This is a genomic window from Roseibium marinum, from assembly GCF_002906165.1.
Taxonomy (GTDB): domain Bacteria; phylum Pseudomonadota; class Alphaproteobacteria; order Rhizobiales; family Stappiaceae; genus Roseibium; species Roseibium marinum.
On the sequence record NZ_PPCN01000011.1, the window covers coordinates 21,700 to 34,773 of the forward strand.

General features: G+C 61.8%; 9 protein-coding genes. 4 read left to right on the forward strand and 5 right to left on the reverse strand.

All coding sequences use genetic code 11. The features are described 5' to 3' along the window. Position 1: 1 nt before the first annotated feature. The 3 genes from CLV41_RS20950 to CLV41_RS20960 all read right to left on the reverse strand — a co-directional run bounded on the left by CLV41_RS20950 (position 2) and on the right by CLV41_RS20960 (position 4,147). Positions 2-2,236 carry an RNA degradosome polyphosphate kinase gene (locus CLV41_RS20950; protein WP_103224430.1) on the reverse strand — a complete coding sequence of 745 codons (2,235 nt, stop codon included), beginning with the start codon at positions 2,234-2,236 and terminating at the stop codon, positions 2-4. 121 nt (positions 2,237-2,357) lie between these two features. Further along, positions 2,358-3,038: a P-loop NTPase family protein gene (locus tag CLV41_RS20955; RefSeq protein ID WP_103224431.1), complete on the reverse strand. Its 681-nt coding sequence runs from the start codon at positions 3,036-3,038 to the stop codon at positions 2,358-2,360. Between the two features lie 11 nt (positions 3,039-3,049). Beyond that, on the reverse strand, positions 3,050-4,147 hold the full coding sequence (locus CLV41_RS20960) for an AI-2E family transporter (RefSeq protein ID WP_103224432.1): 1,098 nt from the start codon (positions 4,145-4,147) through the stop codon (positions 3,050-3,052). Positions 4,148-4,371: 224 nt separating this feature from the next. Between CLV41_RS20960 and purM the strand changes: the two genes are divergently transcribed. The 3 genes from purM (at position 4,372) to CLV41_RS20975 (ending at position 7,485) form a co-directional block, all read left to right on the forward strand. Continuing rightward, positions 4,372-5,463 carry a phosphoribosylformylglycinamidine cyclo-ligase gene (gene purM, locus CLV41_RS20965; RefSeq protein WP_103224433.1) on the forward strand — a complete coding sequence of 364 codons (1,092 nt, stop codon included), beginning with the start codon at positions 4,372-4,374 and terminating at the stop codon, positions 5,461-5,463. After that, positions 5,460-6,107 carry a phosphoribosylglycinamide formyltransferase gene (purN, locus tag CLV41_RS20970; RefSeq protein WP_103224434.1) on the forward strand — a complete coding sequence of 216 codons (648 nt, stop codon included), beginning with the start codon at positions 5,460-5,462 and terminating at the stop codon, positions 6,105-6,107. Before purM ends, purN begins: the two co-directional genes overlap by 4 nt. Before the next feature lie 304 nt (positions 6,108-6,411). Further along, a complete protein-coding gene (locus CLV41_RS20975) occupies positions 6,412-7,485 on the forward strand; it encodes a tartrate dehydrogenase (protein WP_103224435.1) in 1,074 nt (357 codons plus the stop codon). 57 nt (positions 7,486-7,542) lie between these two features. On the opposite strand, the gene CLV41_RS20980 is transcribed toward CLV41_RS20975, so the two are convergent. Further along, complete coding sequence (locus CLV41_RS20980) at positions 7,543-8,181, reverse strand: 5-formyltetrahydrofolate cyclo-ligase (protein WP_103224436.1); 639 nt, start codon at positions 8,179-8,181, stop codon at positions 7,543-7,545. A 135-nt stretch (positions 8,182-8,316) separates the two neighbouring features. On the opposite strand from CLV41_RS20980, the gene CLV41_RS20985 reads away from it, so the two are divergent. Next, positions 8,317-9,477 carry a WD40/YVTN/BNR-like repeat-containing protein gene (locus CLV41_RS20985; RefSeq protein WP_103224437.1) on the forward strand — a complete coding sequence of 387 codons (1,161 nt, stop codon included), beginning with the start codon at positions 8,317-8,319 and terminating at the stop codon, positions 9,475-9,477. 190 nt (positions 9,478-9,667) lie between these two features. Here the strand turns inward: CLV41_RS20985 and CLV41_RS20990 are convergent, their stop codons facing one another. After that, positions 9,668-13,021: a hypothetical protein gene (locus CLV41_RS20990; protein ID WP_146048618.1), complete on the reverse strand. Its 3,354-nt coding sequence runs from the start codon at positions 13,019-13,021 to the stop codon at positions 9,668-9,670. Positions 13,022-13,074 lie beyond the last annotated feature (53 nt).

The following is a 13,074-nucleotide window of genomic DNA, read 5'->3' on the forward strand; positions in this document are numbered from 1 at the left end:
GCTAACCTCGTTTTTGCCGTTTCAGGAACGGCTTTGGCCGATCGCTCTTCAGGGATTTGCCACGCCCCGACAAGGATGGATTGGTCATGAAATACCGGTGGGCATTGAACGCTTCCTCGTTTGCACCCGGCAGAATCCGCTCGTGACTGCCATCGGCAAGAATCCGCCAGCTTTGCTGATTGTCCTTGAGATTGGCGACCATGATCTGGTCAAGCACCTGCTCGTGCACCGTCGGCGTCAGCAGCGGCGCCAGAACCTCGACGCGGCGGTCGATATTGCGCGGCATGAGATCCGCCGAACCGATATAGACATGAGCTTTCGGGGACGGCAGGCCATGACCGTTGCCGAAGCAGTAGATGCGCGAATGTTCCAGAAACCGCCCGACGATGGATTTGACCCGGATGTTCTCCGACAGTCCGGCTATGCCCGGACGCAAACAGCAGATACCGCGGATGATAAGATCGATCTGCACGCCTGCCTGACTGGCCCGGTAGAGCGCGTCGATGATCTCCGGATCGACGAGTGAATTCATCTTCATCCAGATCTGCGCCGGTCTGCCGTCTTTCACATGCGCGATCTCGGCCTCGGTCAGCTCCAGCACGCGCCTGCGCAAGTTCACCGGCGAAACAAGAAGATTGTTAAGCTCGGCCGGCTCAGCGTATCCGGTGATGTAGTTGAAAACCCGCGCCGCGTCTTCCGCGATGCCCGGATCGTCGGTGAAAAAGGACAGGTCCTCGTAGATCCGCGCCGTGATCGGGTGATAGTTGCCGGTGCCGATATGGCAATAGGTCTTCAACTGGCCCTGCTCGCGCTTGATGACCATGGAGAGTTTCGAATGGGTCTTCAGCTCGATGAAGCCGAAGACCACCTGCACGCCGGCGCGCTCAAGGTCGCGTGCCCATTTGATATTGGCCTCTTCGTCGAAGCGCGCCTTCAGTTCCACCAGCGCGGTGACCGATTTGCCGGCCTCGGCCGCCTCGGCCAGCGCCTTGACGATCGGGCTGTCGTTGGACGTCCGGTAAAGCGTCTGCTTGATCGCGACGACATCTGGATCGCGGGCGGCCTGACGCAGATACTGTACGACCACGTCGAACGATTCGTAAGGGTGATGGACAATGATGTCCTTCTGGTGGATCGCCGCCAGACAATCACCGCCATGTTCGCGGATCCGCTCCGGAAACCTGGCCGTATAGGGCTCGAATTTCAGGTCGGGCCGTTCCAGATCGACGATCTGCGACAGGTTGTTCAGCGCCAGCAACCCATTTGCCAGGAAGATCTCGTTCTCGCGCACCTGAAGAGCTTCGGCCACGAAATCGCGCAAGGCCGGCGGGGTCGTGTCCTGAATTTCCAGGCGGATCACGGAACCCCGGCGGCGGCGTTTTAGCGCGCTTTCGAAAAGACGGACCAGGTCTTCCGCTTCTTCCTCGATTTCAAGGTCGCTGTCGCGGATCACCCGAAACGCGCCCTTGCCGCGGATCTGGTAGCCCGGAAACAGCCGCCCGATGAAGAGACTGACGACCCGTTCGATCGCGATGAAGCGGGCGGTGCTGCCGCCGCTGACGGGCAATTGCACAAACCGATCGACCTGGTTGGGAATCCTGAGCAGCGCGATCATGCCGCGTCCGCCGGACGTCGGGACCAGCTCGAAAACGATGGAAAAGCCCAGATTGGGAATGAACGGGAACGGATGGGCCGGATCGATCGCGAGCGGCGTCAGGACCGGAAACACATAGGCGAGGAAATAGTCCTTCAGCCAGGCCCGGTCATTGTCATCCAGCGTATCGCCCTTGAGAATCTCGATGCCCTTGTCGACGATATCGTGGCGCAGTTCGCCCCAGATCTCCTGCTGGGAGGCCTGCAACTCCCGCACGGCCTCACTGATTTTCTGAAGCTGTTCGGACGGGGTCAGGCCGTCATCGGACAGGTTCATGACTTCGGCCCGGTGCTGGCCGCGCAGACCGGCGACGCGCACCATGAAGAATTCGTCGAGATTGTTGGCGGAGATCGACAGGAAACGGATGCGTTCCAGCAGCGGATGGCTCTCGTTCATCGCCTCTTCAAGGACCCGGCGGTTGAACTGCAGCCAGGAGAGTTCCCGGTTCATGAAGCGGGCCGGAGAAGTCGCCAGGCCGGTGCCGTGGTCTTCGGAGCGATCAGCGGACTTCTGGTCCGCCGTATCGGCAGCGGAACCAGGAGAAGGAGGCGAAATGTTAGAAAGATCAGAGGTTTGGTTCATCGCATCATTCTTTCTACCGGCCATTTCAGCTGGAGCTGGAATATCCATCCCGCCCAGTTGGAGCGGTCCCTAGCATGGACTCCCGAGCACGCAAATGACAGTCCCTTGGCAAATTCGCCAATCACGCGCCTTTATGCACATTTTCAAGAACGCGGCCGGCCAGCGGCTTGGTAATCCCGACCCGGCCGGCCAGCGCTTCCCGGTCGATCGCCTCCACCGCGCGCATGGCAACCTCCAGCGAACGTTCCATGCGGACGACGAGATAGTCCACCACGCCGATATCGATGGAAATCTGCCGGTCGGCGAAGAGTTTCACCAGAACCCGGCGCAACAGATCGTCATCGGGTTCCAGAATTTCCACGGGTGTGGCGGCGCGCAGTCGCGACATGAGATCGGGAAGCGCGATGTTCCAGCTTGCCGGCCAGGTGCGGCTGGTGATCAGGACGGTTCGATCCGCCTGCCGGGCCGCGTTCAGCAGGTGAAACAGCGCGGTGTCGTCCACACCACGATGGGCGTCCTCGACAATCACCGCCGGGGACGCCACCAGAATTTCGACGGCGGTTTCCCTCAGATCCTTCGCGGCGATGACAGCCGCTCCGGTTTCCTCCTGGAAAGCCCCGACGAGATGTGTCTTGCCCGATCCGACCGGTCCGGCCAGCACCACCACCGGCGAGGGCCAATCCGGCCAGCGGTCCAGTAGCTCAAATGCCGCCCGGTTCGAACCGCCCACCAGATAATCCTCACGGCTGAGCGCCGCTTCATGCGGCAGGTCTAACGGCAGTTGGCGCGGTGGTTCCGCCATGGGTCTTATACTTACTCTTCTACTCTGTCTTCCGGGACCGGTGCCGGTCGGCCGGTTCCCCGGTATACGGGGCTTGCTAGGTACTGCCTAAGGGCGAAGCGCGCAAGCACGCCGATCATCGCAGCGGCCGGAACCGCGATCAACATCCCCACAAATCCAAAGAGATATCCGAAGGCGAAGAGGGCGAACATCAGGGTCACCGGATGAAGGCCCGTGCTGTCCCCGACGAGCTTCGGCTGGAGAATGTTTCCTTCCAGAAACTGGCCGACGGCGAAAATCGCCGCAACGGCGACGATCCATGGCCAGTCGGGCCAGAACTGCACAAGCGCCACACCGACGGAAATCACAAGACCAAGGCCGGCGCCGACAAACGGGATAAAACTGACCAGTCCGGCGCCCATGCCGATCAGGAGGCCGAAATTGAGCCCCACCACTGCCAGCGAGACCGCGTAAAACGTCCCGAGTATGAGGCAGACGGATACTTGGCCGCGCACGAAGCCGGCGACGGCCGCATCCATTTCCGCGGCAAGTTCGCGGATCTGAGCGAGGTGCTCGCGTGGCAGCCAGCTGTCGATACGCCTGACCATTCGGTCCCAGTCCAGCAGCAGATAAAAGGCGACCACCGGCGTGATGACGAACAGGGAAAGGATCGACAGCAGCGCCTGACCGCCGCTCCACAGCGACTGGGCCAGCTTGCCGACGAAGGACGCGCCCTGCCCGATCAGATTCGACATGGTCGCCTGCAGGTCGTCGGCATCGATGCCTGCGGCGGTGGCGAGCCCGGATCCGAGGTTCTTCGACAGGAGGCCCTGGAGCTTTTGGACAAGATCGGGAAAATTCTCCAGGAACTTGGCCAGCTGATTGCCGAGTACCGGCAGCAGGAGAACGAAAAAAAGCACCAGAATGAAGATGAAGGCCAGGAGGATGGTGAGCGTTGCCCACATCCGCCCTATGCCGATCTTTTCCAGCCGGTCGCAGACCGGGTCGAGCAGATAGGCAACCGCCATGCCGGCGACAAAAGGCAGAAGCACGCCGGAAAACACATAGAGAAAGGCGCAGAACACAGCCAGGGACAGCAGCCAGAATTGGACCTGACGGTGAAGGGTCATAATTGGCTCCTTGTAACAAAGGGTCGGAAAAACTGGTCCTGACCAGCACATGGGATCAAACCCGTGTTTCGGTCAAGCCCGTCGGCGGGTTTCGGTTGGGGTGCGGATGCTGCCTCCGGCTATCGGCAACGGGGCGGCGAGAGACGGTCTGCCCTCTTGTTTTCCGAGGCACCAGACTGTAAGCCGCGTGGCACAGCCAAACGCACGAAGTCCCGGAGCGCCCCATGAGCCAGACCACCCCGCCCAGCAATGGCCTGACCTACGCGGATGCCGGTGTTGATATCGACGCCGGAAACGAACTGGTGAACCGCATCAAACCTCTGGTCAAGGCGACTTCCCGGCCGGGCGCGGACAGCGACATCGGCGGGTTCGGCGGTCTGTTCGATCTCAAGGGCGCCGGATTTACCGACCCGGTCCTGGTGGCCGCCAATGACGGTGTCGGCACCAAGCTGAAAATCGCCATTGAAACAGGCCAGCACCGTACCGTGGGGATCGACCTTGTGGCCATGTGCGTCAACGATCTCGTGGTCCAGGGCGCCGAGCCGCTGTTCTTCCTCGACTATTTCGCCACCGGCGCGCTGGATGTCGATACCGCGACCGACGTGGTCGCGGGCATCGCGGACGGCTGCAAGCTGGCGGGCGCCGCGCTGATCGGCGGCGAGACCGCCGAAATGCCCGGCATGTATGTACAAGGCGACTACGACCTTGCGGGCTTTTCCGTCGGCGCGGTCGAACGCGGCGCGATCCTGCCGCGCAAGGATGTGGCCGAAGGCGATGTGCTGCTTGGCCTTGCCTCCTCCGGCGTCCACTCCAACGGCTATTCCATGGTCCGCAAGATCGTCGAGCTCTCCGGCCTCACCTGGTCCGATACCGCCCCGTTCGACAGCGGCAAGTCGCTGGGCGAAGCGCTGATGGTGCCGACACGGATCTACGTCAAATCGCTTCTGGCCGCGCTCAAGCAAACCTCCGGCATCAAGGCGCTTGCCCATATCACCGGCGGCGGCTTGACGGAAAACCTGCCGCGCGTGCTGCCGGACAGCTGCTCGGCGCGGATCGACCTTGCACGCATAAGCGTCCCCGCCGTCTTCGGCTGGCTGGCGGAAACCGGCGGTGTCGCGCAAGCCGAATTGCTGCGCACCTTCAACTGCGGCATCGGCATGGTGGCGGTTGTCTCCGAAGACGAAGCGGAAGCGGTATCCAGTGTCCTGAGGGACGCCGGCGAAACGGTGACGGCGATCGGCCGCATCGAAGCGGCGGGCGCTGCTCCCGTACTCTTCGACAACAGCCTGACTATTTCCGCGGGCCTTTCAAAATGACACGCAGGAAGACCGCCATCCTGATCTCCGGACGCGGCTCCAACATGAGCGCGCTGATTTCGGCGGCAATGCAGCCGGAGTATCCGGCGGAAATCGCCCTGGTGCTCTCCAACCGGCCGGACGCTCAGGGACTTGAGCGGGCCGCCGATCTCGGGATCGCGACCGCCGTGGTCGATCACAAGGAGTTCGCCGGAGACAGGGAAGCCTTCGAGCGGCAGCTGGACGCGGTCTTGAGGGAGCACCGCATCGAATTCGTCGCCCTCGCCGGCTTCATGCGCATCCTGACGCCGTTCCTGGTGGGAGCCTGGTCGAACCGGATGATCAACATTCATCCAGCCCTCCTGCCCTCCTTCAAGGGCCTGGCCACCCATGAGCGCGCACTGGAGGAAGGCGTCAAGCTTCACGGCGCAACTGTCCATTTCGTTTCAGCGGAAATGGACGACGGTCCGATCATCATCCAGGGCGCCGTACCGGTGCTCGACACCGACACCCCGGATACACTTGCCGCGCGCGTTCTGGAGTTAGAGCACAAGATCTATCCGAAGGCCCTGGCGCTGGTTGCCGGTGGCAAGGCCCGGGTCGCAGGTGCGCGCGTGACGGGCGGCGGATGTGAGACGGAGCCTGGCGACCTGGTGTGGCCCTGACACGGACAGGCGAAATCCCAAGCGCGCATCCTGACACGAAAGCACCCTGCGCCCGGTTGAACGCAGGGGGCTCCTGCATTTCCGCAACGTAGACCCTTGCCCGCAACCGGTTTTTTCCTTCGGACAGCGCACGGCAAACCGATTGCGGATCTGCATATAATCCCATGCACGTTTGGCCTTACGAATGCAGCCCCCATCGTCAGGCCGAGATTGCCGGACTGACGTTGCCAGGAAAGAAAGCGCACCGGGAAGAAATCTGCCAGTATCATCGGCACCTCGGGCCACGATTGAACGGACAACAGCCATGAAGCACTATAAGATCGCGGCCATTCCCGCCGACGGCATCGGCCCCGAGGTGATTGCAGCCGGCCTGCAGGCTCTTGAGGCCCTGTCGCGCAGGGATGGCGGCTTCTCGCTGGACGTGACCCATTTCGACTGGGGCTCGGAGCGTTACAAACGCACCGGCACCCTGATGCCGGAGGACGGCACGCAGCAGTTGAAGGAATTCGACGCGATCTTTTTCGGCGCGGTCGGGGCTCCGGACGTCCCGGACCACGTCACGCTCTGGGGACTGCGCCTGCCGATCTGCCAGGGTTTCGATCAATACGCCAATGTGCGGCCAACGAGAATCCTGCCCGGCATCTCGTCTCCGCTTGAAGGCGTCGGTATCGGTGATCTCGACTGGGTGATCGTGCGCGAAAACTCGGAAGGCGAGTATTCCGGACATGGCGGCCGGGCGCACAAGGGACTTCCCGAAGAAGTCGGTACGGAGGTCGCGATCTTCACCAGGGCCGGCGTCACCCGGATCATGCGCTATGCTTTCCGCCTCGCGCAGTCCCGCCCCCGCAAGTTCCTGACGGTGGTCACCAAATCCAACGCGCAGCGGCACGGAATGGTCATGTGGGACGAGATCGCAGCCGAGGTTTCGCAGGAGTTTCCGGATGTGACCTGGGACAAGATGCTGGTCGACGCGATGACCGTGCGCATGGTCAAGGACCCCAAAAGCCTCGACACGATCGTCGCCACCAACCTGCAAGCCGACATCCTGTCGGATCTTGCCGGCGCGCTGGCCGGCAGCCTCGGCGTCGCCCCGACCGCAAATATCGATCCGGAGCGGCGCTTTCCCTCAATGTTCGAACCCATTCACGGGTCTGCCTTCGACATCACGGGCAAAGGCATCGCCAATCCGGTCGCCACGTTCTGGACCGCTTCCCAGATGCTGGACCATCTGGGAGAAAAGAAGGCGGCGGACCGGCTGATGCGCGCGGTGGAAAAGGTCTGCGAGGATGGCATTCTGACACCCGATGTCGGCGGCAACGCGACGACGCAGGAGGTGACCGACGCGGTGTGCGAGGCCATTCGCAGCGAGAATATCTGAGCGAGGAGATGGACGGTTTCCCGGCGCCTGCCGTTCCGAGTGGACCTTTCTAAAAGATCACCCCTTCTCGGTCACAACAACATCCATCGCGATATCCCAGGGCAAGGGGAATATCGTCGGCATGCGGCAGAATTCAAAGCCCACTCCGACCGTCAGGGGTTTCCGGTCAAAGGCGGCCAGCGTGCGGTCGTAGTATCCGCCGCCGTTGCCAAGGCGGAAATTTTCGTCGTCAACGCCGACCAGCGGCGAGAGGATGATATCCGGCACCTGCGCCTCACCGGTGGCGGGGACTGGGATATTCCAGATCCCGCGCGACATGGCGCAGCCGGTGTGCCAAGGAAGGAACTGGAGCGGAGCTTCCTTCGTGGTCACGACAGGAAGCAGGACGGTCCGGCCCGCGCCGCTGAGATCCGTCATCAGCAACCGCAAGTCCGGTTCGCCGCGGATGGGCCAGTAGACGGCGATTCTCGCGAAGGCTTTGTTCTCGAGAAACCGGTGCAGGTTGGCGATCAGCGCGATAGTCTTTTCCCGCCGTTCGGCGTTTTCCATCCGCCGCCGCTTTTCCATGAGGCGAATGCGTTCGGATTTGCGGAAACGGCTGACATCCCTGAAGGTCTGCTCATCGACGATATGTCCACCGACAAGTTTGCAGGCGTAACAGACAGGATCGCCGGGACGGTCTTCCTCTTCGCTCATCCACTTCTTCCGAGTTTTGCGCAACCGATTTTCGCATGCTGTCAGGCGCGAGCCTTCGCCGCAAGTCCCCAAAATGAAGACGTGCCGACCGGCCATTTGGTGATAAAATGAGCGCAATTGTGTGGAGGTCTGGCGATGAGCACAGGGGAATTGACAGTACTGGTTGGAACAACCAAGGGAGCGTTTCTGTTATCGGGCGGGCCGGAAAGGTCCGGCTGGACCGTGAAGGGGCCCCTATGCAACGGCTGGCCGATCAATCACGTGATCGGCGATGCGCAAACCGGAACGATCTGGGCCGGCGGCGGGGGAGACTGGCACGGCGCGGGCGTCTGGCGCTCGGCCGATGGCGGGGAAAGCTGGGACCTTTGCAAGCTGACAAAAGGCACGATGGACGAATGGGCCGCCAGCGATCCGGATACGGCCGCCTTCCTCAACTGGACCCCGCAACCTGTGCCCTTCGACGACGATTTCTCACAGATCTGGTCGCTGGGTTTCGCCCATGGCAAGCTCTATGCCGGGACGAAGCCGGCGCGCTTCCTGGCAAGCTCCGACGGCGGCAGGAGCTTTGAACATCTGGATGGCCTTGCCAACCATCCCACCGCGGACAGCTGGAACGGCGGCGCGGCGGGCCTCGTGCTGCACACGATCGTTTCCGACCCGCAAAATCCCGAAAAACTCTGGATCGGCATTTCCGCGGCGGGCGTGTTCGCAACGGAGGATGGCGGCGTTACATGGGAGCGGCGCAACCGTCTTTCCAATGCGGCCTCCTGCGAGGGCCACAGCCATCCGGCCGCGCCGCGCGACGGGGAAACCGGCCACTGCGTGCACAACATGATGCGCGCGCCCGGCGACAACGACATTCTCTATCAGCAGAACCATCACGGCGTCTGGCGCTCGGCCGATGGCGGGCGGAGCTGGGACAATATCACCGACGGCCTGCCCTCGACGTTCGGCTTTTCGATCCGCGTTCACCCCAGGGATCCGCAGACCGTGTGGACCCTGCCGCTCAACAGCGACACGGACGGACGCTTTCCACCGGATGCGGCAGCGGCCGTGTGGAAATCGACCGATGGTGGCAGCACTTGGGAAGCCAAGCGTGAAGGCCTGCCGCAGGAGGCCTGTTTTTTCACGGTGCTGCGTCAGGCAATGTCCGGCGACCAACGCGAGCCGGCCGGGCTCTATTTCGGCACGAATTCAGGCTCGGTCTTCGCCAGCCTGGACGAAGGTGAGAGCTGGCAGGAAATCGCCCGGCATTTGCCGACGGTTCTTTCGGTGGAAGTGATGGACCGGAAGTAGCTGCATTGCCGGCGACCGGCGAGACCTGGCCGCCGGACACCGGAACCGCCTGCCCTCTCCGGCCGCGCCCTGTCATGACCGTCTTCGAAGGCGTCGTTCGAGCCCGGGGATTGCGAGATGACGGTCCCCGGGGCGATGCTGCCCCGAAGACGGCATGAAGGGTAACGGCGCCACAGAGGACGGCCCGGACTTACGGCGTGGCGCGATACTCCGCCGTGGCGCCGACCTGCAGGACCCAGTCCTTGATCTCCGGCGTGTCGTCGCCCACCAGGTTCTCCGTCAGATACAACAGCCGGTTCGTGTCCTTGCTGCCCGCGCCGGTGCAGAAGCGGTCTTGCAGATAGAAGGGCGGCGTTGCCTGATACAGCAGCCGTGCCGTTACCCTGGTAACACTCGCGCCGGGCAGATCAAAGGCATAGGTCAGGCTGTCCGCGCCCGAGATCCTTCTTGAGCCCTCCACATCATAATCGGGGTCGATGACGCCCTTGGCATCGGTCACACCCAGCGCCGTCGTATCTTCGGCCAGATCCGCTTGCGCGCCCAGCGCTTTCGCGATCTCGATCCGGTGCGCCAGCGGCAGAAAGCCGGACGGGTAAAGCCGGTTGTCCTTGACCTCCGCGCAGATCGACAGGAAGCTGGTTGTCAGCGTTCCGGCAGGCGTCGCGTCATGGCCGCAGCTTGCCTGTGTCGCATTTGCCGGCGGCGTGCTGACCAGTTCCTGATAGATTTGCGCCTGATCCTGTGCCGTGATCAGTTCAAAATGCGGCTGATGCGGCCGATCCTCCCAGTTGTCCGGGCGTTCGCATTGCTTCGTCCACCAGACCTCCCCCGTGACCGGGTCTTTCCCCGCGTCGACGATTTGTCCCGCCGGATTCACAGCCCCCGATTGCCACAGCACTTTGCCGGCCTCGTCATAGGCGGAGAACTCGATAAAGGCGCGCCGGAACCCGACGCCGGAGGGAAACTTGTGCCCGGTCAGGTTGGTCACCGTCACCTCATAGGCATTTCCAAAGGGGGTGCCGGTCGCCGGGTTCGTTGGAGCGGACGCAGCTTTCACCACCTCGACGGTCGCTGTTGCGTTTCTCGCATTGTCGAGCATCGCGAGCTTTGTCAAATCGGCCGGGTCCAGGCCGTTGTCTCCGAGCGTCGCGCTTGAAGCGAGAAGACCAAGCACGTTGGGGAACTTGTCGGCCATCTCCACAAGGAACATGTTCAGACCGACCAGAGAATGCTTGGCGAAGCCTTCGCGATAGGGCAGGTCGATATTGTCCGCCGATTCAGCGTAATCGGAAGCCGGGAAATTCGTGCGCTCCTGGATGCCCGCGATTTTGCTCACGAAGTCCTGGCCATCCGGTGTCTTGCTCGGCAGATGGCAGCTCTGGCATTCCTGCGACTTGCTGCCCTGGTCGTCTTTGCCCAGCAGATCCACACCCAGCAACTTGCCTGAGCGGTAATCGCTGAAGGCCCATTCGGGATAGGTTGTCTGTTCATAGACATGGCCAAGAATGTTCAGGTTTTCTCCGGCAGGATCCGTCACGCCCAGAACCGGCAAATGCACCGTGTGGCAAGAGCCGCAAACGACTGAGTCCTTGAAGCCCTCGTGATATTTCGGCGTTATGCCGAGAGAGTTCTGCATCGGCACGGTTTTGATCGCTCCGGCGGGATCGTCCGGTCCGCCAAACGGGCCGTTGATATCCGTCGCCGGGCCAACCTTGAAGCTGCCGGTGAAGGTGGCCGCGAAGTTGGTGTTGGCCGGTTTTCCGTCGCCGTTCTGGCTGAAGATCTCCTGGCGTTGCTCCACACAGGCGTTGCGTGTCTCCGGCGTTTTTGAACCATCGCTGTCATCGCCAGGACCGGCTACGGTTGCGTCGGAAAAATCCATCCGGTGACAGGACGTGCAGTTGATCCCGTCCCTGGCGAGGCCCGCATGGCGTGCAGCCAGATCATCGAATGCCGTTGGAATAGCGTCAAGATCGTCGCGCGTGAACTCTTCACAGGTGTTTGTCGACGCATCATACGTGTCGATCTGGAACTGACGCTGACCTGAAATTCCGTGGCAGCCCAAACAGGTGTTTTCGATGAAGCTCGGTACGCTCTTTGCGCCCTTGTCATAGGTGCCCGGGTGGAACGTCCTCGTCTCGGAGGCCAATTGCGCGAAAAAGATCGGATCGCGCCCGGACAGTCCCATCGGAGAGGTGCGCCAGGTGGCATAAGGCGAATAGTTATAAAGATGCGGGACCGCGGCGCCCTCGCCTGCGTTCTCAATGAGCTGTGCATGCTCCGCCACGGTGAGAGGGCGGGTCATGTCGAACTGCATCCCCGTCCCGCCCGCATCATGGCAACCGGCACATTGATCCGATGTCAGATACTGGCTGGAATCCGCGGGTTCTCCGGTAAAGGCGGTCGCGGTGTCATATGTCGAGCTGATCATGCTGACGTCGTCCGCATCGGCCGGAACCACGGTCTTGTCGTAGAGATATGTCTCGATCAGCCCTCTGGCCGTTTCCGGGTCGAGACGCTGGAATGCCTCTTTCGCGGGCTGCAAGGCACGCTGCTGGTGCCCGTTTGCGATGCCGGCCGCCCCGGAAGTACCTGTCGTGGTCGACGGTGTCACGGAGGTCGGGTCGCTGAACACCTGCTTCTCAAACCAGGAATTGGTCAGATAGCTCTTTGGTTCGCCCGCGCCGACCTGCAGATTGTTCATGGTCGAAAATGTCGAATTGTCGACGGCTGAAGCGTGACAGTTCAAACAATATTGCCCAAAGCCCATCGCAGGCGGGCCCTGGTAAAGCGCAGGCCAGTCATTGGCGGAAGTGTTCTGAGTGGTCGCGGTGTTGCCGTGTTTCGTGGTCTGCGTCGCGAAGTTTTTTTGCGCATCGGCTTTGGTGTCGCCCTGAGCGAAAGCATAATAACCCCAATACCAGCCATCATACGTCGCCTCGGCCTCGCGCACCATGAATGCGATGCCGTGATCGGGATAAAGCGTCATCGGATCGCGATCCTGGCACACGGTGGCAGGCGCGGGATGCATTTCCTTCACGATGATCGCGCCATCGGGCATCGGGCGATCCGGCGGGCTGTATTCCGAGTCGTTCCCGGTCCGGAAGGTCGAGATCCAATCGAACGCGATCTGGTTGTACCAGATCACGGCGGGCGAATGAAACGCGCTTTGAAAGGTTTCCCATGTGCCGGAGCCCGACGTGCCGAATGTCACGCCGGTTGCCATGTCCGGTCCCAGTTGGCGCACATATTTGTCGCGATACCAGCCCTCACCAACGGGATTTCCAGCCTCGATGGGCGCCAATCGGCGATGGCACATATTGATGAAGAACAGACTGACCAGATTTTCGTAGACTTCAGGCGCTGATTTGTCGCCGGAAGGCCGGGTCGCGCTTGGTGTCTTCAGCCGCTCTTCAAGCTCTCCGCACGTCGTGCCCTCGAACGTCCCTTCGGTCGGCGTTAGTCCGCCCGCGGTGTTGTAAGGGCTCGGCGGAGTGGCATCGCACCAGATCTCGGCCTGCGCGGAAAATGCGAATCCGACCATCGCAACGGCCGAAACAAAAGCCTTTATCAACGCTTCCCCCCCCAAAAAACTTA

What these genes read in the sequence shown, in the direction of transcription:
- CLV41_RS20990 (WP_146048618.1), bottom strand. Translation starts at nt 13,021, where the DNA reads ATGGTCGGATTCGCATTTTCCGCGCAGGCCGAGATCTGGTGCGATGCC.
- CLV41_RS20975 (WP_103224435.1), top strand. Translation starts at nt 6,412, where the DNA reads ATGAAGCACTATAAGATCGCGGCCATTCCCGCCGACGGCATCGGCCCC.
- purN (WP_103224434.1), top strand. Translation starts at nt 5,460, where the DNA reads ATGACACGCAGGAAGACCGCCATCCTGATCTCCGGACGCGGCTCCAAC.
- CLV41_RS20955 (WP_103224431.1), bottom strand. Translation starts at nt 3,038, where the DNA reads ATGGCGGAACCACCGCGCCAACTGCCGTTAGACCTGCCGCATGAAGCG.
- CLV41_RS20950 (WP_103224430.1), bottom strand. Translation starts at nt 2,236, where the DNA reads ATGAACCAAACCTCTGATCTTTCTAACATTTCGCCTCCTTCTCCTGGT.
- CLV41_RS20980 (WP_103224436.1), bottom strand. Translation starts at nt 8,181, where the DNA reads ATGAGCGAAGAGGAAGACCGTCCCGGCGATCCTGTCTGTTACGCCTGC.
- purM (WP_103224433.1), top strand. Translation starts at nt 4,372, where the DNA reads ATGAGCCAGACCACCCCGCCCAGCAATGGCCTGACCTACGCGGATGCC.
- CLV41_RS20985 (WP_103224437.1), top strand. Translation starts at nt 8,317, where the DNA reads ATGAGCACAGGGGAATTGACAGTACTGGTTGGAACAACCAAGGGAGCG.
- CLV41_RS20960 (WP_103224432.1), bottom strand. Translation starts at nt 4,147, where the DNA reads ATGACCCTTCACCGTCAGGTCCAATTCTGGCTGCTGTCCCTGGCTGTG.